The 21,784-nt window shown below is 62.8% G+C and carries 19 protein-coding genes; 11 read left to right on the top strand and 8 right to left on the bottom strand.

All coding sequences use genetic code 11. From position 1 onward, the window contains the following. The 5 genes from V3572_RS07600 to darG all read left to right on the top strand — a co-directional run. On the top strand, positions 1-292 hold a 292-nt coding region (locus tag V3572_RS07600; protein ID WP_332110380.1), incomplete at its 5' end, for an SIS domain-containing protein. A gap of 57 nt (positions 293-349) precedes the next feature. After that, a complete protein-coding gene (locus V3572_RS07595; RefSeq protein ID WP_332110379.1) occupies positions 350-586 on the top strand; it encodes an FmdB family zinc ribbon protein in 237 nt (78 codons plus the stop codon). A gap of 119 nt (positions 587-705) precedes the next feature. Beyond that, the gene (gene hemC, locus V3572_RS07590; protein WP_332110378.1) at positions 706-1,635 is read left to right on the top strand and encodes a hydroxymethylbilane synthase; all 930 of its coding nucleotides are present in this window, start codon (positions 706-708) and stop codon (positions 1,633-1,635) included. 391 nt (positions 1,636-2,026) lie between these two features. Continuing rightward, positions 2,027-2,650, top strand: coding sequence for a type II toxin-antitoxin system toxin DNA ADP-ribosyl transferase DarT (darT, locus tag V3572_RS17805; protein ID WP_442877368.1), 624 nt, complete (start codon positions 2,027-2,029; stop codon positions 2,648-2,650). A gap of 11 nt (positions 2,651-2,661) precedes the next feature. After that, entirely contained in the window at positions 2,662-3,711 is a 1,050-nt protein-coding gene (darG, locus tag V3572_RS07585) for a type II toxin-antitoxin system antitoxin DNA ADP-ribosyl glycohydrolase DarG (protein ID WP_332110377.1), read from the top strand. Between the two features lie 154 nt (positions 3,712-3,865). Here darG and V3572_RS07580 read toward each other — a convergent pair whose 3' ends face one another. After that, a complete protein-coding gene (locus V3572_RS07580) occupies positions 3,866-6,037 on the bottom strand; it encodes a heavy metal translocating P-type ATPase (RefSeq protein ID WP_332110376.1) in 2,172 nt (723 codons plus the stop codon). Positions 6,038-6,492: 455 nt separating this feature from the next. Here V3572_RS07580 and V3572_RS07575 point away from each other — a divergent pair, with 455 nt between their 5' ends. After that, positions 6,493-7,185: a flagellar brake protein gene (locus V3572_RS07575; RefSeq protein WP_332110375.1), complete on the top strand. Its 693-nt coding sequence runs from the start codon at positions 6,493-6,495 to the stop codon at positions 7,183-7,185. A gap of 144 nt (positions 7,186-7,329) precedes the next feature. Here the strand turns inward: V3572_RS07575 and cobT are convergent, their stop codons facing one another. Next, a complete protein-coding gene (gene cobT / locus V3572_RS07570) occupies positions 7,330-8,400 on the bottom strand; it encodes a nicotinate-nucleotide--dimethylbenzimidazole phosphoribosyltransferase (RefSeq protein WP_332110374.1) in 1,071 nt (356 codons plus the stop codon). A 4-nt stretch (positions 8,401-8,404) separates the two neighbouring features. Beyond that, positions 8,405-9,760, bottom strand: coding sequence for an ATP-dependent 6-phosphofructokinase (locus V3572_RS07565; protein WP_332110372.1), 1,356 nt, complete (start codon positions 9,758-9,760; stop codon positions 8,405-8,407). 134 nt (positions 9,761-9,894) lie between these two features. On the opposite strand from V3572_RS07565, the gene V3572_RS07560 reads away from it, so the two are divergent. After that, positions 9,895-10,899 (top strand): glycosyltransferase family 1 protein, encoded by a 1,005-nt coding sequence (locus tag V3572_RS07560; RefSeq protein ID WP_332110371.1) that lies wholly within the window; start codon positions 9,895-9,897, stop codon positions 10,897-10,899. Between the two features lie 144 nt (positions 10,900-11,043). Here V3572_RS07560 and V3572_RS07555 read toward each other — a convergent pair whose 3' ends face one another. Next, a complete protein-coding gene (locus tag V3572_RS07555) occupies positions 11,044-11,448 on the bottom strand; it encodes a hypothetical protein (protein ID WP_332110370.1) in 405 nt (134 codons plus the stop codon). A gap of 290 nt (positions 11,449-11,738) precedes the next feature. Further along, positions 11,739-12,698, bottom strand: a complete 960-nt coding sequence (locus V3572_RS07550) for a sulfite exporter TauE/SafE family protein (RefSeq protein WP_332110369.1) — start codon at positions 12,696-12,698, stop codon at positions 11,739-11,741. A 139-nt stretch (positions 12,699-12,837) separates the two neighbouring features. On the opposite strand from V3572_RS07550, the gene V3572_RS07545 reads away from it, so the two are divergent. From V3572_RS07545 to V3572_RS07535, 3 genes are all read left to right on the top strand, one after another. After that, on the top strand, positions 12,838-13,938 hold the full coding sequence (locus V3572_RS07545) for a TOBE domain-containing protein (protein ID WP_332110368.1): 1,101 nt from the start codon (positions 12,838-12,840) through the stop codon (positions 13,936-13,938). 266 nt (positions 13,939-14,204) lie between these two features. Beyond that, positions 14,205-15,659 carry a phytoene desaturase family protein gene (locus V3572_RS07540; protein WP_332110367.1) on the top strand — a complete coding sequence of 485 codons (1,455 nt, stop codon included), beginning with the start codon at positions 14,205-14,207 and terminating at the stop codon, positions 15,657-15,659. A 207-nt stretch (positions 15,660-15,866) separates the two neighbouring features. Next, positions 15,867-16,286, top strand: a complete 420-nt coding sequence (locus V3572_RS07535; protein WP_332110366.1) for a universal stress protein — start codon at positions 15,867-15,869, stop codon at positions 16,284-16,286. Positions 16,287-16,550: 264 nt separating this feature from the next. Here V3572_RS07535 and V3572_RS07530 read toward each other — a convergent pair whose 3' ends face one another. After that, complete coding sequence (locus V3572_RS07530) at positions 16,551-17,297, bottom strand: tetratricopeptide repeat protein (protein WP_332110365.1); 747 nt, start codon at positions 17,295-17,297, stop codon at positions 16,551-16,553. 205 nt (positions 17,298-17,502) lie between these two features. On the opposite strand from V3572_RS07530, the gene V3572_RS07525 reads away from it, so the two are divergent. Then, positions 17,503-17,811 carry a hypothetical protein gene (locus tag V3572_RS07525; RefSeq protein WP_332110364.1) on the top strand — a complete coding sequence of 103 codons (309 nt, stop codon included), beginning with the start codon at positions 17,503-17,505 and terminating at the stop codon, positions 17,809-17,811. An 87-nt stretch (positions 17,812-17,898) separates the two neighbouring features. On the opposite strand, the gene V3572_RS07520 is transcribed toward V3572_RS07525, so the two are convergent. Together V3572_RS07520 and V3572_RS07515 are read right to left on the bottom strand one after the other, a co-directional pair. Continuing rightward, complete coding sequence (locus V3572_RS07520) at positions 17,899-20,130, bottom strand: RelA/SpoT family protein (protein ID WP_332110363.1); 2,232 nt, start codon at positions 20,128-20,130, stop codon at positions 17,899-17,901. 30 nt (positions 20,131-20,160) lie between these two features. Further along, complete coding sequence (locus V3572_RS07515; RefSeq protein WP_332110381.1) at positions 20,161-21,735, bottom strand: peptide-binding protein; 1,575 nt, start codon at positions 21,733-21,735, stop codon at positions 20,161-20,163. Positions 21,736-21,784 lie beyond the last annotated feature (49 nt).

Genomic DNA, 21,784 nt, shown 5'->3' with positions numbered 1-21,784 from the left:
GGCCCTGGGGGCGCGCGGCGACGTGCTTGTCGGCATCTCCACCTCGGGCAACAGCCCAAACATCCTGGAGGCCATGCGCGCCGCCCGGGACAAGGGCATGATCACCGTGGGCCTGGCCGGCCAAAACGGGGAGATCGTCCCCTTAAGCGACTTCGCCCTGCTCGTGCCCCACGCCACCACCGCGCTCATCCAGGAAATCCATATCGCCACCGGGCATCTTCTCTGTCGGCTGGTTGATTACTATCTTTTCGAAGCGGTCATGGAGCTGCGCCCCTATCTCGACGAGGGATAGCCGGACACGCCCCCCTGGCCCGCGCCCCTCTTTCACGGAAAAACGGAGGTTTTCGCCATGCCCATCTATGAATACGTCTGCCGGGCCTGCGGGGCCCAGTTCGAGGACATCGTGTCCGCCGACGCACCGGCCCCGGCCTGCCCCAAATGCAAGGCCCAAAAGACCGAGAAGCTTCTGTCCTGCTGCCGCATCGGCCGGGGCTCCAGCGATACGGGTTTCACCGCCGCCGCCCCCCAGTCCTCCTCGGGAGGCTGCGCCGGATGCTCCGGCGGCAACTGCTCCACCTGCGGCTAGGGCGCGACGCGTCGAAGAGCCCGGGACGTGCACCAAAATCATCGCGCCCGCCGTGGCGTCCGTTTGCGCGGAAAGCGACGGCGCAGCCATAACCCGAGACCGCAACCGGATTTCACGGCATGAAAAAACGCATCGTCATCGCCACCCGGGGCAGCAAGCTGGCCCTGTGGCAGGCCAATCACGTGGCCGACCGGCTTCGCGCCGCCCATCCGGGCCTGGAAACCGAGCTTTTGAAGATCAAGACCAAGGGCGACAAGATCCTGGACGTGCCCCTGGCCAAGGTCGGCGGTAAGGGCCTGTTCGTGAAGGAAATCGAAGAGGCCCTGCTGGACGGCCGGGCCGACGTGGCCGTGCACAGCATGAAGGACGTGCCCGCTGACCAGCCCGGAGGGCTGGTGCTGGGCGTGGTGCCCGAGCGCGAGGAGCTGCACGACGTGCTTTTGACCCGGGGCGAGGCGTCGCTTGCCGCCCTGGCCCCCGGCGCCCGGGTGGGCACCAGCAGCCTGCGCCGCAAGTCGCAATTGCTCATGCGCCGCCGGGATCTGGACATCGCGGACCTGCGCGGCAACCTGGACACCCGGGTGGGCAAGCTCATAAGCGGGGACTTCGCGGCCATCATCGTGGCCGGGGCGGGCCTGAACCGGCTGGGGCTTTCCGCGCCGGGCCGCATCCCCCTGACGCCGCCGGATTTTCTGCCCGCCGCCGGGCAGGGGGCGCTTGGCATCGAATACCGCGCAGGCGATGCGGAAACCGCCGGGCTGGTGGCTTTTCTCGACCATCCGGACACCCGCGACGCGGTTTTCGCCGAACGCGGGTTTTTGTGCGGCTTAGACGGCGGCTGCCAAGTGCCGATCTCGGCCTGGGCGGTCATCGACGGCGACGCCGTAACGCTTACGGGCATGGTTTCGGACGTGGCCGGGGAGCGTGTGGTGCGCGAGACGGCCAGCGGCCCCCGGAACGAGGCCGAGGCCCTGGGACGCCGGGTGGCGGCCACGGTCCTGGCCCGGGGCGGGAAAGAGATTTTGGACGAACTGTACGCCGGGGGGTGATGCGCCCCGCTCACCTCCTGTGTCAGGGCGGAGGCGATGGAGCCGAAGGAGGCCGCGAAGGGCGGGTTGCTGATTCGTCATCAGCAGGACAGGATTTCGATGATCGTCGCTGGCTCCAGGAAAAACAAGGGTTCCCAGGCTTTATGCCTTTGAACTCTTTTTCTTTTAAGTGTTCCTCTCCCCGCTCTCTCCCTACTTTGGGAATGACAAAGAATGAATCAGGTGAAACAAAACACATTGTTTCTAGGGGCGAAACAGGCTATTTTCTCTGCCCAGATATCCCTATAGACTGTGGCTCCGGCCAACACACCGAAGCACAGAAGTTTCCAGACGATTGTGATGAGCTTTGATGAGTGACTAAAACATTGGTGCAAAGCAGTTAGGATCTGAAGTGGCAACAATTTTTCACTTTACAGCTCTGCATAACCTCCTTGCAATACTCCAAACAGGAGGGATAGTATGCGACTCACGCATGGCAGCCCGTTCATTTGTCAACATAGGACATGACAGGATCAAAACCAGACGCACTCTCCGCAAAGTTCCAGTTGCATCCTGTGGCGTAGTGGCAGACTATGTGCCATTTTATTTCGCCCCACGGTCACCAATGCTTTACTCAATACACCGTGGAAATGTGCCAAATTGTACATACAAACAAACTGATGTTATATACTTTGCGTTTGACAGCGATGATATCTTTTCGTCAGCGCTATCATACTGCTTCACAGACAGAAATGCAGTTTTAGCTCATGCTCAGTTCAGCACATCACTCGCAGAATTTAACTCAAATTTTATTGACTGGCCGCTCATGAGAGAACAAATGTGGAACAATACACCTAATGATACAGAGCGTATGGAACGACGAATGGCTGAATTCTTAGTTCATGACTTTATCCCCTTGAGTTTACTCCGAGGTTTAGCTGTTTACAGTGCTGCAAACATGACTTATGTTAATAATCTAATTTCCGGCTACCCACAGCCATTACAGGTTATCCTTAAACCAGATTGGTACTTTTAGGAGGGCGAACGATGATAAGAATCGTTCAGGGTAACCTCTTGGAATCCCACGCCGAGGCGCTCGTGAACACCGTTAACGCTGTCGGTGTCATGGGGAAGGGAATTGCCCTTCAATTCAAGAAAGCATTCCCCAAAAATTTCAAGGCATACGAAGCGGCATGCAAAGAAGGCCAGGTGCGCCCTGGTTCCATGTTCATAACTCCGTTACAAGCACTTCATGGACCGCGCTATATTGTTAATTTTCCAACTAAACGCCATTGGAAAGGCCATAGTCGTTTGGAGGATATTGAAGCAGGACTCAATGCTCTCGTCCAAGATGTTAGGCGACTAGGAATTACGTCCATCGCCATCCCCCCCCTGGGTTGCGGCCTGGGCGGATTGTCTTGGTCTGACGTTAAAGCACGAATTGAGACTGCATTTTTCGATCTTCCAAAAGTGGAAGTGTGCCTATACGAACCCAAAGGGGCTCCACCATCCGAAACGATGCCTAATAGAACTGTCAAACCAGATATGACTTCAGGAAAAGCAGCCTTGCTATGCTTAATAAACGAATATGCCTCAATTCTGTTTGACCCTATTTTAACTGTCATTGAGATACAGAAGCTTTGTTATTTTCTACAAATTGCAGGAGAACCATTGCGCCTTAAGTTTCAGAAGTGGCATTACGGTCCTTATGCCGACAATTTACGTCATGTAATGAGCGCCATTGACGGACATTATATATCAGGCTGGGGAGATGGGCCAAACAGACCTTTAACGATGATCCGTCTTCTTCCAAACGCTGCTCACGAAGCCAAAAAATATCTTAGGAACTCTAACCAAACGACCACTCATCTGAATTCTGTTATTACTCTAGTAGAAGGATTTGAATCTCCCTATGGGATGGAGTTGTTAGGAACGGTTCACTGGGTTATGGTTCAAGAGCTTACCAAAGAACAATATGATTTAAACAGTGTGTTAGAAAAAATAAGCAATTGGACAGATCGGAAAAGTCGAATGTTCAAACAGCCGCATGTGCTTTTAGCCTTAGAACGCTTACAAGAATTAGGATGGACGAACTGACCCTCCTCCAGGCCCTCCCCGAGGGCCTTTTCATTTCTGACCGCCTCTTCTAGTCTCCCACTGCCACGACGAACATCGTCTCACGACACCTTCCTCAAACTAATCTCACCTGGGCCGAATCGTGGAGGTTCACACCACGTTCAAGGTTCCCCTTCTACTCCACCGACGCTGTCTGGTCCGGCTCAGGTGGCCTTTCCCCTCTCCCGATATCGCCCCCGCAGGGGGCGCCCGCCTTGGCCATGGCATAGCCCATCAGGCAAAACGTATTCATGTTGTGCAGCACGGCCGCCGCCAGCGGCGAAAGCACCCCGAACGCGGCGAGCCCCAAAAGCCCCGTATTGACCGCCGCCCCCTCGTGGAGACAAAGCCGAAGAATCTCAGCCTGCCGCATGGCGATGCGCCTGGCCGTACACAGGGATCGCAGGTCGTCGCTCAAGATGACCGCCTGGGCCGAGGCCTGGGCCAGGTCGCCCCCATGGGGCATGCAGACGCCCAAGTCCGCGCTGACCAGGGCCGGGGCGTCGTTGACCCCGTCGCCGACCACCGCGACGCAGTATCCCTGGGACTTCAGTTCGTTGACCACGCAGGCCTTGCCCTCGGGCGTCAACTCCCAGTGGATGGCGTCCACGCCCTCAAGCTGCGCCCCGAGGCGTTCCGCCGTCCTGCGGTGGTCGCCGGTGAGCACCACCACCTTCTTCACGCCAAGCTCCCGCAGCCCGCGCAGGGCCTCCTGGGCATGGGGCCGGACCTCGTCTCGCAGGCCGATGAGCCCTTGCACCACGTCGCCCTGCGCGACGTAGAGGGCCATTTTCCCCTGCCTGCGCAGCATATCGGCCAGGCCCTCGACGTGGTCGGTTTCCGTCCCCGTGAGCTCGGACAGGAAACGCCGATTCCCGATCCGGCATTCCTGTCCGTCCACCATGGCGCACACCCCGTGCGACACATGGAAATCGACCTCGCCCACCGGGGCCAGCGGCAGATCGCAGCGCAGGGCCTCGGCCAGGATGGTTCGCGCCACCGGATGGTCGTAGTGCTGCTCCAGGCGCGCGGCCAGGGTCAAGAGCGCCTCCCGCGTCCAGCCCCGCAGCGCAATGACGTCCGTGATCCGCAGATCCCTGGTGGTCAGCGTGCCGGTCTTGTCGAAGACCACCGCGTCCACCCGGGCCAGGGCGTCCAGGGCGCGTCCGCCCTTGAGCAACACCCCGCTTTTGGCCGCAGCATACATGCTGCTCCGCACGGACAACCGGGCAGGAAACTTCACCGAGCAGACATAGTCGATGGACGCCACCGAGGCGGTTCGGGACAGGTCGCGGGTGAGCGCATAGGCGGCAGCGCCAAGGGCCAGCGTCGCCGGGGCGAGTCTGTCAGCCATGGCGTCCCCCCTGATCTCGGGCAGGGATCTGTCCTGCAGGGCGTTTTCCAGGAACCGCCTGACCTTGGCCATGGCCGTCCCGACGCCGACCTTTTTCGCCCGGATGCGAATGCGCCCGCTCTCCACCACTGAACCGGAAATCACCTCATCGCCCTTTTCCAGACTGACGGGAATGGATTCGCCGGTGATCATGCTTTTGTCCACCAACGCCGCGCCCGAGAGAACCTCCCCGTCGACGGCGACCAGCTCCCCCGGCCCACAGACGACCACGTCGCCCACGGCTGCCTGGCCGGGCAAAACCTCGATCTCCACGCCATCCCGTTCGACCCAGACGGCCTTCTGCTTCAGGCGCAGCAGGCTGTGGAGCAGCTCATTGGAGCGTTTGTCGTTGGTTTGCTTGAGGTAATCGCCGAAGATGCGCATCAGGGCGATGGCGCACACGGACGGATAATTGCGCACCGCAAGGCACAGCCCCACGCTCGCCGCGTCCAGGGATTTGGCCGTAAACCCCCGGGAAAGGAGATTTCTGACCCCCTCCACGATCACCGGCAGTCCGACCAGGACCGCCAGGATCGCCCGCACCACGGGCGGCACGGCAAAACTGGCGGCCGCCGCAAGCAGGTGCAGCCCGATATCCATCCGGCTGATCTCGCGCGGCCTGGCCGGTCCCTTGACGAACACCACCGGGGGAAGCGCCCCCAGGGCGGCCAGGATGTCGCCCGTGCGCCCGGGCAGGCCGTCATGCCGAACGACCAGCGACCCGGCGTAGGGGTTGGCCCGCACCCGGTCGACCCCGGGCAGCGAGGCCAGATGGGCCTCAAGGTGGTCGACGTTGAGCCGGGGATGCCGGAGCAATCCGCCTTTGAGGCGAATGCGGCGAGGCAGTTCATGCACCACGCGCACATCCCGGACAGGGAGGCGGCGCAACAGAGAAACATCGTGCGGCGTCGTCATGGCATCTTTTTCCAGTCTGCGTAAAACGCGACGTTGGACGTGAGCGTATGCCCGTCTCCGGGAGGCGGGCGTTCGCCTGTTCTCAGAGACGCTGTGCGGCCGGGGCGGCGCTTCGGGCGCCTTTGCAGGCGGCAGGGCACGGCGCGCCATGGTCATCATGAGGGGGCCGAAATCGGAATCGCCAGGGCTTAGTCAATATTGAAAATCATTCTCTTTTTAGACTAGAGCAAAAAACGCGTGCGGTCAACGCCGGGATTACGCTATAGTCCCCATGCCAGAAGGTCGGTGTCCGATGTCCAGGCGGCGGGCGTTTTTTGTGAAACGCCCGGCCACGGCGGCGCGCCTCCCCCTCCCGGGCGGGTCATGCGGCGTCAGGGACGCTTCGTCCGTCACCTCAAGCTGGGATGCCTGCCCCAACACGCAACGGCTCTGCGCGTTTTCCCAAGGAGGTTCCCATGCCGTCCGAGTTATTCGTGCGGATTGTTCGAAGCCAGGAGATGAACATCGCCGTGGGATCGAAGGCCGTGGTCGAGCCCCAGGGGGTGGGAGAACGGTTCGCCTCACGATTTGTCGGCTGGTCGCCGCACAAATACATGGTCCTAAGCCTACCCACGGTCGTGACCGTGCGCGACCATATCTATGACGGCAAGAAACTGGTCATCAGGTATATGTCGTGCGATGGCTTGGTGTGTGGATTCGAGACGGTGGTGCAGGGCGCGGTTTTCACGCCGCAACGGATCGTTCTTGTTGATTATCCGAGCAAGATTGCCGTGCACAACATCCGCAAAGGAAAACGCGTCAGCGTTTTCATCGGCGGCGAAATCACCTTTGCCGATAAAAACTGCACATGCTACATCCTGGACATCTCCCTGGATGGATGCCAGATCGCCATGGACACAGCCCATGACTGCGTCTCCCTGCTCAACATTGGCGACGGCGTTGTTGTGCAGTTCGTCTTGCCGGGACTGGAACCGGTAAAATATTCCCTGTCCGGAACCTTGACCCGCGCACTGGACCAGAAAAACGAGGCATGCAGGCATTTCGGGCTGAAATTCGCCCCGATGCCGGACAGCGAATCAAAAAACCTGGAATCCTACATCACGGACGCCGAGAGGTTCATGACCTCTTCCTGCTCCCTCGACACATGAGCCTTGCGCCCCCCGGGCGCGCTGGAGGCCGGGCCAACAGTTCGCCACCGCAGGCAGAGCGCCCTGCGCCCCCCGCGCTCGTGGACGCCCGGGATGCTGCGGCCCGGGTCCGCAAGAGCGCCCGGGCGGCGCGTCCACGATGCGTCATGAGGCGTGGGTGCTGACCCCGGCCTTTTCAAACGTCGCCATGTCGTTGAATATCGCGGCGGCGCAGCGCAGAACGAATATGGCCATGGCCGCGCCCGTACCCTCCCCCAGCCGCATGTCCAGATGCAAAAGCGGCCGCGCCCCCAGGGCCTCCATGATCATCACATGCCCGTGCTCGGCCGAGGCGTGGCTGAAAAAGGCATAGTCCGCCACATCCTGGTGCATCTTCCAGGCCGCCACATAGGCCGCCGTGGAGATGAACCCGTCCACCACCACGGGCAGCCGGTTGGCCGCCGCGCCCAGGACCAGCCCGGCCAGGACCGCTATCTCGCAGCCCCCCAGAGCGGCCAGAATCTCCAGCGGATCGCCGCCGGACACGGCGGCGTCGTTGGCCCACAGGGCTTTGCGCACCACCTCGACCTTTTTGCGCACCCCGGCCGGGTCAAGCCCCGCCCCGGGACCGGCGATCTCAAGCGGCGTAAACCCCAGGTAGGCGCAAAAAAGGGCCGTGGACGGCGTGGTGTTGCCAATGCCCATCTCCCCCATGCCCAGGCAGCGCGCGCCCTCGGCCGCCGCCGCGTCGGCCAGGCGGATGCCCGTCTCCACGGCCTGCTGGCACTGGGCCGCGCTCATGGCCGGTCCCACGGCCAGATTGGCCGTGCCGGGCATGACCTTGGCCGAGACCAGGGACGGGTGCGGGGCGAATTCGCCGCCCGCGCAGCCTGCATCCACCACCGTCAGCCCCACCCCGGCCGTGCGGGCCAGGGCGTTGACCCCGGCCCCGCCAGCCAGGAAATTGGCCACCATCTGCCGGGTCACCGCCTGGGGAAAGGGGCTGATCCCCTCGGCCGTCACCCCGTGGTCCCCGGCGCAGGTGAAGATACGGGCCGGGTCCACGCCCGGGGCCTGGCCGTCGGCGATGCAAAAAAGCCGGGCCGCCGTCTCCTCCAGGCGTCCCAGGCTGCCCCGGGGCTTGGTCAGGTTGTCCAGATGGGCCAGGGCCTTTTTGCGAAGCGTGCCGTCCACCGGCGAGATGGCCGCCAGGGTGCGGCTTAACGTATCAGGCATGATCTCACTCCTTGCTGTCGGCCGGGGCCGGGGCGTCGGCCACGGCCAGCCGGGGCTGGCCCGTGGAATCGAGCGCGGCCTGCCAGAATTCGGAATCCGTGTCGATGCGGCGGCGGTCGGCGCTGACCAGGGCCAGGGGCACATGCACATAGCGGTCGTGCATGGAGCTCACCAGCATGCCGGTCTTTCCGGCCATGCCCGCATGCACCGCGTGCTGGCCCAGAAAGCCGCAATACACCGCATCGGCCACGTTGGCCGGAACGGAACGGATGATGTAGCTGGGATCGATGTATTTGAGGGTGATGGGCAGGCCCCGGCCCTGGCAATAGGCCTTGATCTCGCGCGAAAGCAGGCCGCAGATGTCGCCCAGGACCGGATTCCCCGAGGCGTCGACCTCGCCGGTCGGCGGCAAAAGATGCTGCCCCGCGCCCTCGGCGGCCACCACCACGGCGTGTCCGCGCCGGACCAGTCGGTTCCCCAGGGCTTCCAGGAAACCGCCCGGGCCATGCAGGGCGAAACGCTCCTCGGGGATGAGCACGAAATTGACGTGTTTGAGGCCCATGGCCGCCGTGGCCGCGATGAATCCGGAACTGCGGCCCATGAGCTTGAGCAGGCCGATGCCGTAGGGCGCGCCCACGGCCTCGGTGTGGGCGCAGGCGATGGATTCGGTGGCCTTCTCCACGGCCGTGACGAAGCCGAAGGTCCGGGCCACGAAGCGCATGTCGTTGTCGATGGTCTTGGGGATGCCCACCACCCCGATGGGGAGGCCCCGGGCGGCGATCTCGGCCACGATGCTCGTAGCCGCACGCATGCCGCCCACCCCGCCCAGGAGCACCAGGAAATTGATGTTCATGCGCTCCAGGGCGTCCACGATCTCGTCCACGGGCTGGGGACCGCGCGAGGAGCCGAGCAGGGTGCCGCCGAATTCATGGATGTCGGCCACGTTGTCCGGGGTCAGCTCCAGCACGTCGTGGCGGCAGGCCGGGATGAACCCGCGCAATCCGTAGCGGATGCCCAGGGTCGCGGCCACGCCGTAATTATGGTGGGCCTCCATGACGATGGCCCGGATGACGTCGTTGATGCCCGGGCAGATGCCGCCCACGGTGACGATGGCGCATTTGGTCTTGGCCGGGTCGAAAAAGATGCGCTCCCGGGGGCCGGCCTCCTCGAAAAAGACCGGTTCGCCGCCGTATTCCCCGATCTGGCGTTTGGTGATATAGGCCATGACCGACGGTTCGTCGGGCACGAACCGGCCGCAGGTCTTGGGGCAGGCCACCAGGGACTCCCCGAGGCTTGAGATGCGGGCGTCCTCGGGACCGATACGGACATTCTGGTCCGCCGCCGCGTTGACATTGACCACCTGGCCCTCCCGGTGCTGCTGGTTGCGGCAGGCGTCGTGCTTCGCCCGCCGTTTCTTTCCATGGACCCCAAACCTACCGGCTCGGGCCGGTTCTGACAAGCCGCCCCTCGGCGGCGACGCCACCTGGAGCCCTCGTGACCGCCATTCCCCGCACCTACATCTTTCTGCCCCCCTTGCGCAAACCCGCCGGAGGACTGGCCGTGCTGCTGCGCCTGGCCGCCCACCTGCACCGGGCCGGATACCCCGTGGCCCTGGCCCCCCGGGAAATCACCCCGGACGTTGCGGCCGAGTTGGCCCCGGAGGTGCCCCGCGTGCCCTTCGAGGAGTTGCGCCTGTCCCCGGACGACATCTGGCTGGTTCCCGAAGGCTGGCCCAACGCCCTGACCCCGGGGCTTGCGGCCAAGTCCCGCTGTCTGGTCTACTGCCAGAACTGGGCCTATCTGCATAACGGCCTCCCCGCAAATGTCTCCTGGAACAACCTGCCCGTGTCCTTTCTGGCCGTCTCCGACCCCGTGGCCCAATTCATCGAACTGGCCACGGGCCGCCGTCCGCCCATCCTGCGGCCGGGCGTCGATTTGGCGCTTTTCAAAGCCCCCGGAGAAAAACCCGCTGGAGAGGTGTGCGTGGCCTACATGCCGCGCAAAAACAAGGCCCTGGCCGACCAGATCCACCGCCTCGTCCAGGCCCGGCGGCCGCAAACCGGCCTGCCCATCCGCTTCACCCCGATCCAGGACATGACCCAGGCCCAGGTGGCCACGGCCCTCGGCCAAAGCCACATCTTCCTGGCCGTGGGATTTCCCGAGGGCTGCCCCCTGCCGCCGCTTGAGGCCATGGCCTGCGGCTGCCTGGTGGTGGGGTACGCCGGACTGGGGGGCCTCGACTACCTGCGGCCCATTGCGCCGACGACGGCCCCGGTCTGGCCGCCGCTTAGGCCCGTGCCGTGGGGGGGCAACGCCTTCGTCACCCCGGACGCCGACGTGGCCCAGACCGTATTGGCCCTGGAGGCCGCCGCGCGCATGATCCTTGAAAACGGCCCGGCCCGGGCCGAGGCGCTTCGCAACATGGCCGACTGCGCCCGGGCCTACGGCCTTGACGCCCAGGCCGAGGCCGTACGGCGGGTGTGGGAGGAGATGGGATAACCGGGAACAGGAGGCGACCCGAGGCCGGTCCATCCGGACGGGTCAGCCGGGTTTGTCCCGGAGATGGTCCGGGGCCGAAACATAATAAAACAAGGCCGCCACATTTGGCGGCGGCCTGACCGCAGGCGCGGCCGCCTCCGGCGCTTAGCGGCCCGATGTCAACTGGTAGCGCGGCGTATATTCGATGAGATCGGTGATGAGAAGCGCGGCGGAAAAATCCTGGGCGTTGCCGGCCCGGCTCTCGCTCACCAGCAGATCCTTCAGATCCCGGGCCGCCTGGGAGAGTTGGTCGGCGCGAGGCTCCAGGTGCCTCCGGGCGGCGTCGAGCAGCCCCAGAAGCAGGGGGGGCCAGGCCCCATCCTGGCCAAGATGCCGGGACAGGATGGCGGCCAGGGCGCAGATGCCGAAGACCACGCCGTCAGCCTGGGCATAGTCCCTGGACCAGATCTCGGCATCGGAAAAAAGCGGCTCTGCAGGCGCCGGGGAAACCGTGCGGGTGCAAACCTTTTTTTCCCGATGATGAAAATTGGGGGTGATGACCCGTCCCATGGCGCCCTCCCGCGCGGAGACGGCGCGCGTGGGCCTCGGGTCTTTGATTTTCCCCGGCCGCGCCGTCTTTTTCCTTACATGTCTTTTCGGCCGCGCCAGGGCGGTTCTTTAACCGCGTCGGCGAAAAACATGCACATGGGCCGCGCCCAAAAGTCCCCGGCGCCCCGGACGGCAGGACGTTGCGCCAGTGTTGCGTTCGGCATTTTCAGTTCTGGTTTGGCAAGCACCAACACCTTGAATTTATGGTTCTTATTCACAAAAATAGGTTCATGTTTCTTGTAAACGCCGCGCTAGCGAAAAAACGCCAGGACATAGGAACCGGCGGTGTAGGCGATGACCACCGCCAGCATCCACTTGATGGCCTTTGCCGGAACGAACTTCTGGCAGCGCGCCCCCAGATACATGCCGATCATGCCTCCCAGCCCGAAAAGCAGTCCCAAAAGCCAGTCCGGGGCCACGGACATGCCCGGATAAAACGGCGCAATGGCCTGGTAGAAGGTGACCCCGGCCACGGAGGTGACAAAGGTGCCCATGAGCGCCGCCCCGGCCACGGTGTAGACCGGCAGGCCGTAGATGGACACGAAAAACGGCGCGACGATGGACCCCCCGCCGATGCCGTACACCCCGCCCACGACGCCCACCACGAGGCTCAGGGCGAAGATGCCCGGGGTGGAGACGTCGAATGTTTCCCCATAAAACTCATAGGCGATGCGCGAGGCGTCGAAACGCAAAACCCGCACGGCCGGGAGCGCGCCTCCCCCGGAATCCCGCTGGTGCGCGTCCTTTTGGCGGTATTCCCGCACCAGGGCCTGAAACCGCTTTTCGGCCTCGGCCTTGGACGTCCCGGCCGGACCGCGCCGCAACAGGTCGCGGACCATGCGCAGGCCGATATAGCCCAGGACCAGGGCCGCAAACAGCTTGAACTGGCGCGGGTCGGGCAGGTACGCCACCCGCAGCCAGGCCCCCAGAAACACCCCGGGCAGGGTGCCGAGGATCACCACCCAGGTCAGGGGCCAGACCATGCGTCCCTCCCGGAGGTAGCGGTAGACGCCGCTGGGGATGGCCACGATGTTGAAAAGCTGGTTGGTGGAGCTGACCGACGGGTTGGTGAAACCCAAAAAGGACATCTGGAAGGGCAAAAGCAGAAAGGCCCCGGACACCCCGGCCATGGAGGTGAAAAAGGAAATGCCCATGGCCACCAGCGGCGGAACCAGGGGAGACACGTCGATACCGGCGGTTGCGAAGTACATGGACACCTCCCGGGTCTGAACGTTCCCTGTCTCTTTTAGTCACGAATAAAATACTTTTAGTGACTTTTGTCAAGTCCGCCCGGGACGCGCCTAGGCAAGCGCCTTGCATTCCGGGCGGTTGCGGCATACAGGGTTGCCTATGGATACCACCCCCCCCCTGTCGGTCGATCCGCCCCCGGGCCACGGCGACGACCGGGAAGCGGCCCGCCCGGGAGGGGCTTTTTTCGTGCCTGAAGGCGTCAAGCACCTGGACACCGTGGACCTGGAACGGCTGACCGAGTCCTTCACCCGGTGGGCCGGGGCCTCACGCCGGGCGGATTCGGCGGCCTCGCGCCGCAGGGTGCGTCTCGTCTACCTGGTCATCCGCCACACCGGGGCCAGACTCGGCGAGGTGCTGGCCGTGGACGATCTCCGCGATATCGACCTGGGGCGCGGGGTCATGGTCTTTGCGGCCCAAAACGCCGACGCCCGGCGCGAGGTGCGCCTGTCCGAGGCCCTGGCCCGGGAACTGGCCGCCGCCCGGGACGATCCTGGGCTGGTCCCCTGGCGTGGCCGCCTGCTGCACCTGGACCAGGGATTCGTGCGCCGCAAGTTTTACGAGCAGGCCTTGGCCTGCGGCCTGCAAAAAGACATGGCCAATCCCAGCGCCCTGCGCCGTTCCCGGGCCATCGAGCTCATGCGCCAGGGCGCGCCGCTTCTGGTGGTGCAAAAGATCCTGGGCCATTCCACCCCGGTGCTGACCGCCTCGTATCTGGACTTCTCCGAAAAGGACCGGCGGCGCATCGAACGCCGGGTGCTGGCCGCCGAGGCCAAGCGCAAGACCAGCGCCCGAAACGCCTTTTACGGCAAGGTGGTCCGGGTGCGCCAGGGCGACGTGCAGTCCGTGGTGGAAATGATCACTCTGGGCGGCCATACCCTGACCTCGGTGATCACCAACGCCAGCCTGTCCAGCCTGAACATCCGCCCCGGAACCTTTCTCACGGCGGAGATCAAGGCCCCCTGGGTGGTGGTCACGGCCGGGGCCATGCCCCCCGCGACCAGCGCCGAAAACGTCTTTTGCGGGCAGGTGGAGGTCGTGACGGCCGGGGAACTTACGGGCGAGGTGCTGGTGCGCCTTACGGACGGCACGCGCCTGTGCTCGGCGGTCACGGCCGAAAGCGTGCGTACCCTGGGGCTTTCGCCCGGGGATACGGCAGTTGCCTCGTGCAACGCCTTTGCCGTGGTGCTGCGGGCCGACTAAAGTATGGCGGCATGAACTAGACGATGTGCATCATCTTGCTTTCGTGTTTCGACTTTCGTTTCCAACAATCAACGCCGTGTGCATGTTTTCGAAGGCACTGTCAAAAACCATCTGCCCAACAGATAGTTACATTTTACGACATTACATTTGTATAGCTTATCCTATTTCAAGAAGGCAACCCAACACCTCACCTGGCAAGATACGAAGGAGGTCCGCAAATATTTCCTGATTGTGAAGTGGCTGGATACATGAAGGAGGAATACCCATTGAATAAGATCAAGACGGTTGGCATTATCGGCAGTGGAGTAGCAGGGTTATCCGCAGGGGGCCTTCTGTCCCGCAAGGGGCTTACGGTACGGCTCTTTGAGGCCAACGACAAGATCGGAGGATGTTGTTCGACAACAAACATCGGGGGATACACCTTTAACGACGGCGCGCTGTACTTAGGTCTCCCCGGAATTATGGATCACGTGTTTAGCAAGATAGGCCTTGATCGCCCGTCTCTCTTACCTTTACGAAGAATAACCGCTCCCCAGACGACGATATTGCCCGACGGCACCGTTGTCGACTTTGCAGCCGGGCTTGCGGTGACCATCGAAAGGGACCACTGTGAAACGGACGGGACCCGCCTTCGCCGGGAACTCGATGACATGATGGGGAAATGGGAGCCGGTTCTCCGCCTTTTTGTCGACCATCTCCTCCTTCATCCCTTTTCCCTTCCACGTTTCCTTTTCGAGGGGGGGCACCACCTGCTCAAACTTCGTGGAACCGTTGCGTCAGAACTCGACAGGCTCATCAGCGATGACGCCGTGCGCTCCGCGATGTCCGGGGCACTCCTGTACACTGGAATGCCCCCGCAGAAAATGCCCGTGGCGTCCATCCTGGGATTGATCGCGATGTTCAGCGAAGGTTTTTACCTGCCCGAAGGCGGAATGGGGAAAATACCGGAAGCGCTAAGCCAGTCTTTGCTGACCCATGGCGGAAAAATTTCTTTGAACTCAAAGGTTGAGGGCATTGTTGTACGAAATGGCCGCGTTTGCGGAATGGAGGTTCACGGCCAGGGCCTTGTGGAGGTGGATGCTATCATCTCGACGGTCAGTGGGATGCTAACATTCGGCACCCTCCTCCATTCCGAAGATGTGCCCACTAGCATGAAAAGGATGGTTCGGAAAGCTCCATTGTCACATAAAGCCGTGGCCATCCAGCTTGGCCTGTCCAACAAGATTGATGCTCGTAGCCATTCTAACTGCTATTTTCCCATGATGAAAGATCAGGTTGCATTCTTCGAACCTGAAAATACTTACAAAATAAATTGGTTTATGCATTCTGTGCCGACTGTGACGATGCCGGAGCTGGCGCCTGAAAATGGAAGTATCATTGAGATGTTTCCTCCCATAAACCAGCATATTCCATTTGATGCCTGGGATGAAAAGAAAAAAGAGTCTATGCTTCAATCATCGATTTCTGCGTTGTCACGTATATACAACATGGACATTGCGGTTACCAGGGTCATAAGCCCTTATGAATTTCAAAGCAGATTGCATCTCTACAATGGATCAGTCTATGGATTATCACCGGCGGCAGGCCCCATGGCCCAGTTTCCGCAAAAGACCGCAATCCACGGTCTTTATCAGGCAGGGCAGACCACATACCCTGGCTACGGCATAGGCCCGGCGGCGATGTCTGGAATTCTTGCGGCGGAGGCATTGCTCGCCACGTGAATTGATTTTTTCAAATTTTAGGGCATGATGAAATAGCGGCCTGGGCATAGTGGCGGCCTGCATCACGGAAGGCAGCCCCAGGGCTGAAGGGGCGCGACGGCATGGGACGGCCGTCATGCATCCATCAACCAGAATATCTGGACAAACCGCCATATGCGGCCGGGAACGGAAAGACGAGCCCCCCAGCCGGAACCGGAGGATATTTCCATGAAAAAGATCATTGTGGCCGTGGACGGATCGGAACTGGCGGACAAGGCCCTGGACCGGGCCATCTTCGAGGCCACCCGCCACGGCGCGGACGTGTTGTGCGTCAACGTGGTGGAAGGGCTGACCTTTCTGGCCTACAAGCGCGAGGAGATCCCCGACGCCTGGGAGCATCTCATGCGCGAACCCAACAAGCTTTTGGCCGAAGCCGCCCAGAAGGCCGAGGCCGCCGGGGTCCGGCTGCGCACCCTGGCCGAGGCCGGACGCCCGGCCGAAACCATCGCCAAGCTGGCCCGCCAGGAAAAGGTCGACGAGATCATCGTGGGCAGCCGGGGCAAAAACGCCCTGGACAACATGCTTTTGGGCAGCGTGTCCGGACGGCTGGTGCAGATCGCGCCGTGCACCATCGTGGTGGTGCGGTAACGCCCCTGCGGCGTGGCATGGAGTTGGGGGGGGAAGCCTCCGGCGGCCAAAGGGGGCAATGCCCCCTTTGGAATCCCCATTCCAAGGACGCCCAGGTTGCCCGCATACCTCTTCCGGGGCTCCCGCGGTAGGCCGAAACGGACAGGCCGGGCGACGGGTTTGCGCACGGCGCGTCCGGCAGGCCCGAGCGAAGCGACGCATGGCCTGCCGAAGCGCCGTGTCGCAGGCCCCGAGCCCGGCCCCACAACGAATTCCGCGAACGGGCTACTTCTTCGTCGGCGTCGGGTCGGCCAGCCTTGGATCAAGCTCCTTGGATTTCGCCAGATCCGCCGCCCCCCTCGCTTTTTGCCCCAACGCGTCGTAGGCCAGCCCCCGGCCCCGATAGGCCATGGCGTTTTGCGGACTGATGTCGATGGCCGCCTGGAAATCCAGAAGCGCCCCCTGGGGGTCGTCGCGCAGAAGCCTGGCCATGCCCCGATTGCACAAAATCTCCGGGGATTTGGGGGAAAGGTTCAAGGCCCGGTCGAAGTCCGCCGTGGCCTTTATCGGATCGCCCTCGGCCAGATAAAAATAGCCCCGGTTGTTGGAGGCCAGGGCCGAAAAGGGCGCCAGTTCCACGGCCTTGTCGAAGTCGGCCACGGCCCCGGTCTTGTCCCCCTTGGCGTAACGCGCGTTGCCCCGGTTGACGTAGACGTCGCCATAGTCCGGGCGCAGGGCGATGGCCCGGTCGTAATCGGACAGGGCCGCGTCCAGGTTCCCCTTGGCGTGATAGATGGCCCCCCGGCTGAAGTACGCCGTGACCAGGATGGCGGGCGGGGTCTGGCCCGATTCGATGATCCGGGACAGGGCCTTGGAGGCCCCGGCCGTATCCCCCGAGGACATGGCCTTGGCCGCCTCGGCGTAATCCTTGGCCGCCTGCTCCTGGGCCCCGGCCGCAAAAGCCCCCACCGCCGCCGCGCACATCCAAAATCCCCACACCGCCGCTGCGAGAAGTCGGCCTTTCCTGGTCATGGCTGTCTCCTTTCCCTGGTCCGCGCCAGGCATATTCTGCCGCCGCCCCCGGCTCGATCCGCGATTCCTAACATGTTTTCCCACGGCCGGGGCGACACGCCCGGTCCGGCAGGTTCTTTGCATTTTCCCCGATGCGGGAAAATCTTTCCGGCCGGATGATCCGTCCGGGGGCGATTCCCGCAAAAACCCTCTGTGAGGCGCCGCCATGGCCGCTGAAAGCATCGCCGACATGGCCTACCAGTACACCCTGGCCTGCCAGACATTGCAGTCTTCCCTGCGCAGCGCCGGCAATTCGTCCGACACCAACGCGGAAAAGACCACGGCGCTCAAGACCTTCGCCGACACCCTGTCGGAGATGCTGCCCGAGGACGTGACGGCCTCCCCGCAGTATCAGTACTACGACGCCATGTTCGACTATCAGGCCGAGCTGTATTCCGCCCAGACCGCCGCCGAACGCGACACGGCCTTAAGCGCGTTCTACACGGCCATCGGGGAGATCACCGCCGAAGCCTGACGCCGCCGTGGCGCGATTTTGCCGCAAAAACGCGCAAGCGTGGCCCGACGCAGGGCCTTCGCCGCCAGCGGCGGGGCCGACCTTGTTTCAGGGCTCTCCCGCGCCGTCCGGGAGGGCCTCGGACTCGGCCTTGCCGTATTCCACGGCCGGGCCGGAGATGGCCAGACGCTTGACCTCGATGACCTCGTCCAGGGTGCTGACCCGTTCGATGGTCCGGTACAGGTGCGAGGTGTCCGTGACCTCCACGGTGAAAAGGATCTCCGTGGTGCCGTCCACGCTTGAGTGGATGGCCCCGGAGTCGATGTTCACCCCCTCTGCGGCCAGCATCACGGATATCCTGCCCAAAACGCCCTTGATGTTCTTGGCCAGGATGCGCATGCGGGCCGGATAGGGCCGCTCCTCCTCGCCCTCCCAGGTCACCCGCAGAAGCCGTTCGGGCTCGAAACTTTGCACATTGGGGCAGTCGTGGGTGTGGATGGTCACCCCCCGGCCCCGGCTGACGTAGCCCACGATGTGGTCCCCGGGCAGGGGATTGCAGCACTGGGCGTAGCGCACCAGCACGTTGTCCACGCCCTGGATGCGGATGGCGTCGGACGATTTGGTCTTGGCCTGGGTGGCGGCGGCGGCAGCCGCGACCGCGGCTTCGGCCTCGGCCTCGGCCTTGGTCATCTCCGGTCTGGCGGGCAGGAGCCTGCCGATGATCTTTTTGGCCGTGACCCGCACATAGCCCACGGCGGAAAACAGCTCGTCCACGCCGCCAAGCGACATCTCCTCGGCCACGGCCCGCAGACTGCCGTCCTTGACGGCTTTTTGGACGTTCACACCGTCCTTGCGGCCCTGCTTTTCCAGCATCTCCTTGCCAAGGGCGATGCTGCGGGCCCGCTCCTCGGTCCTGATCCAGTGCTTGATGCGAGTTCGGGCCTTGGCGGTCTTGACGAACTTAAGCCAGTCGCGGCTGGGGGTACGGTTCGCGTCGGTGATGATCTCCACAGCGTCGCCGTTTTTGAGCGCCGTGGTCAGGGGGGAGAGTCGTCCGTTGATCTTGGCCCCGGCGCAGTGGTCGCCCACGGCCGTGTGGATCATGTAGGCGAAATCCACGGGCGTGGCCCCCTCGGGCATCTCCTTGACCTGGCCCTTGGGGGTGAACACGTAGACCTCATCCTGGAAGAGGTCGATGCGCAGCGTGGCCATGAACTCGCGCGAATCCTTGAGTTCGCGCTGCCAGTCCATGATCTGTCGAAGCCAGGTGAAGCGGTCGATGTCCTTGGGGCTGAACCGCCCCTTGCCGCGCTCCTTGTACTGCCAGTGGGCGGCCACGCCCTCCTCGGCCAGCCGGTTCATCTCCTCGGTGCGGATCTGGATCTCGATGCGCTCGCCGTCGGGCCCGATGACCGTGGTGTGCAGGCTTTGGTACATGTTGGCCTTGGGCATGGAGATGTAGTCTTTGAACCGCCCATGCACCGGCTTCCAGATGGAATGCACCAGACCCAGCACGGCGTAGCAATCCTTGAGGCCGTCCACGATGACCCGGAAGGCGATGAGGTCGTGGACCTGGTCCAGGGCCAGGCCTTGCTGGCGCATCTTGTTGAATATGCTGAAGATATGTTTTTTCCGGCCCTGGATGCGGCCCCGGATGCCGTTTTTGGACAAAAGCTCCGAGATCTGGTCGATGACCCGCTCGATGTAGGACTCGCCCAGGGTGTGGTGACGGGTCAGGCCGTCGCGGATCTGGGCGAAGACCTCGGGCTTTAAGTATTTGAAGCTTAAGTCCTCCAGCTCGATCTTTAAGCGGTGCAGCCCCAGGCGGTTGGCCAGGGGGGCGTAGATGTCCATGGTCTCCTGGGCGATCAGGGCCTGCTTGGCGGGCTTTTGATAATCCAGGGTGCGCATGTTGTGCAGCCGGTCGGCGAGTTTGACCAGGACCACCCGGATGTCCTCGGCCATGGCCAGGATCATCTTACGGATGTTCTCGGCCTGGGCCTCCTCCTTGGATTCGAAGGAGATCTGGCTGATCTTGGTCACCCCGTCCACGATGTCGGCCACTTCCTCCCCGAAATCCTCCTCGATGCCGTCCACCGTGGCCTTGGTGTCCTCCACCGTGTCGTGCAAAAGCCCGGCGCTCACCGTGGCCGCGTCCAGGCGTAGTTCGGCCAGGATGTTGGCCGCCTCCAGGGGATGGGACAGGTAGGGCTCCCCGGACAGCCGGGTCTGCCCGGCATGGGCCGTGGCCGAGAACACGTAGGCCTTGCGGATCAGGTCGAGATCCGCCTCGGACATGTAGCCCGACACCTTGTCGATGATTTCGTTTATGCGGATCATGGGGATGGGGGAACCGTGCGGCAGGCCGCGTTAATCCCGGGTGAGCGAGAAGGTCTGGAGGTTTTTGGGGACCCACCACTTGGTGAAATTGTAGGCGATTCCCGCCGGGGCCGGTTCCACCCCCTGAAAGCGGGCCGCCAGGATGGGCAGGGCGTAGGGGGCGTAGAGGAAGCAGTAGGGCTGCTCCCGGTGCAGGATCTCCTGGAAGGCGTCGTAGTATTTCTTGCGTTCGGCCTGGTCCAACGTACGCCGCCCCTTTTCCAGCAGGGCGTCGGCCTCGGCGTTTTTAAATCCCACGAAGTTGAGCCCGCCGGGCACAGCCCGGGAGGAATGCCACACGTCGTACCCGTCCGGATCCTGGGGGATGGTCCAGCCCATGATGATGGCGTCGAAGCGGCCAGTATCCACGAATTCCTTGATGAACGCCGCCCATTCCACGGTGCGGATGGCCACCTCGACCCCGATCTCCTTCAGGCGTTGCTGGATGATGGTGGCGGTTTTTATGCGCTGGTCGTTGCCCTGGTTGGTCAGGATGGTGAAGGAAAAGGGCTTGCCGTCCTTGGTGAGCAGGCCGTTTTTTCCCGGGGTCCATCCGGCCTCGGCCAGCATGGCCTTGGCCTTGGCCGGGTCGAAGGCATAGTCCTTTATGGATTCGTTATAAATCCAGGTGCCGGGCTTGTACGGCCCGATGGTGGGCATGCCCAGCCCCAAAAGCACTCCCTTGACGATCTCCTGCTTGTCGATGGCATGGGCCAGGGCGCGTCGCACCCGCACGTCGGCGAACATCGGGTTTTGCAGGTTGTAGCCCAAAAAGGTATATCCAAAGGACAGATACTTGTATTTTCTAAACTTCTCATCCCATTCCCGGCCCGTGGTCTGGTGCAGGTATTGCTGCGGGGTCAGCCCCATCATGTCCAGATTGCCGGCCTTGAGCTCCAAAAACATGGTTGAGAGGTCGGGAATGATCCGGTACACGACCTGATCCAGATAGGCGCGTCCTTCGAAATAGTCGGGGTTGACGTCGAGCACGATGCGCCGCCCCGGCTCCCAGACGGACAGCTTGTAGGGACCGGCCCCCAGGGGGTTGCGGCTTTGTTCGGTGTTCATGAGGTCTTGGCCTTCCAGGGCGTGCCTGGGCAGGATGGCGCTGGCCCAGGTGACCAGGGACCGGGCGAAGGGCTCGTCGTAGCGCACCTCGAATGAGTATTTTCCGGTGACGGTGAACGACGACACGGCCTTGAAGTCCCCGGCATAGGCCGTGGGGGTTTTGGGGTCGATCATGAGCTTATAGGTGAATTCCACGTCCGCCGCCGTCAACTCCACCCCGTCGAACCAGCGGATTCCCGGCTTGAGGACGAATTTGAGGAGCTTGCCGTCGTCGAGCACCTCGTAGCTTTGCGCCGCGAAGCATTCCAGATTGATGTCCTTGTCGTAGCGCAGCGGGGCCACATAGATGAGATCGGCCACCTCGTGGGAGGCCGAGTCCGAGGACAGGGGCGGAATGAGGTTGGTGGCGTCGCCGAGCATGGCCTCGATGATCCGCCCGCCGGGCACGGGCGTCCCCGGGATGGCGGCGGGCGCGGCCGGGACGGCGGTTCCCGCAATATGTCTCCAGCGGCTGGCTGACCTCTCCGGTGCGCGGGGTGTATCGCCG

Source organism: Desulfolutivibrio sp. (assembly GCF_036584575.1).
Taxonomy (GTDB): Bacteria; Desulfobacterota; Desulfovibrionia; order Desulfovibrionales; family Desulfovibrionaceae; genus Desulfolutivibrio.
This window is presented reverse-complemented; position numbering and strand designations above follow the sequence as displayed.

What these genes read in the sequence shown, in the direction of transcription:
- V3572_RS07595 (WP_332110379.1), top strand. Translation starts at nt 350, where the DNA reads ATGCCCATCTATGAATACGTCTGCCGGGCCTGCGGGGCCCAGTTCGAG.
- hemC (WP_332110378.1), top strand. Translation starts at nt 706, where the DNA reads ATGAAAAAACGCATCGTCATCGCCACCCGGGGCAGCAAGCTGGCCCTG.
- darG (WP_332110377.1), top strand. Translation starts at nt 2,662, where the DNA reads ATGATAAGAATCGTTCAGGGTAACCTCTTGGAATCCCACGCCGAGGCG.
- V3572_RS07580 (WP_332110376.1), bottom strand. Translation starts at nt 6,037, where the DNA reads ATGACGACGCCGCACGATGTTTCTCTGTTGCGCCGCCTCCCTGTCCGG.
- V3572_RS07575 (WP_332110375.1), top strand. Translation starts at nt 6,493, where the DNA reads ATGCCGTCCGAGTTATTCGTGCGGATTGTTCGAAGCCAGGAGATGAAC.
- cobT (WP_332110374.1), bottom strand. Translation starts at nt 8,400, where the DNA reads ATGCCTGATACGTTAAGCCGCACCCTGGCGGCCATCTCGCCGGTGGAC.
- V3572_RS07555 (WP_332110370.1), bottom strand. Translation starts at nt 11,448, where the DNA reads ATGGGACGGGTCATCACCCCCAATTTTCATCATCGGGAAAAAAAGGTT.
- V3572_RS07550 (WP_332110369.1), bottom strand. Translation starts at nt 12,698, where the DNA reads ATGTACTTCGCAACCGCCGGTATCGACGTGTCTCCCCTGGTTCCGCCG.
- V3572_RS07545 (WP_332110368.1), top strand. Translation starts at nt 12,838, where the DNA reads ATGGATACCACCCCCCCCCTGTCGGTCGATCCGCCCCCGGGCCACGGC.
- V3572_RS07535 (WP_332110366.1), top strand. Translation starts at nt 15,867, where the DNA reads ATGAAAAAGATCATTGTGGCCGTGGACGGATCGGAACTGGCGGACAAG.
- V3572_RS07530 (WP_332110365.1), bottom strand. Translation starts at nt 17,297, where the DNA reads ATGACCAGGAAAGGCCGACTTCTCGCAGCGGCGGTGTGGGGATTTTGG.
- V3572_RS07525 (WP_332110364.1), top strand. Translation starts at nt 17,503, where the DNA reads ATGGCCGCTGAAAGCATCGCCGACATGGCCTACCAGTACACCCTGGCC.
- V3572_RS07520 (WP_332110363.1), bottom strand. Translation starts at nt 20,130, where the DNA reads ATGATCCGCATAAACGAAATCATCGACAAGGTGTCGGGCTACATGTCC.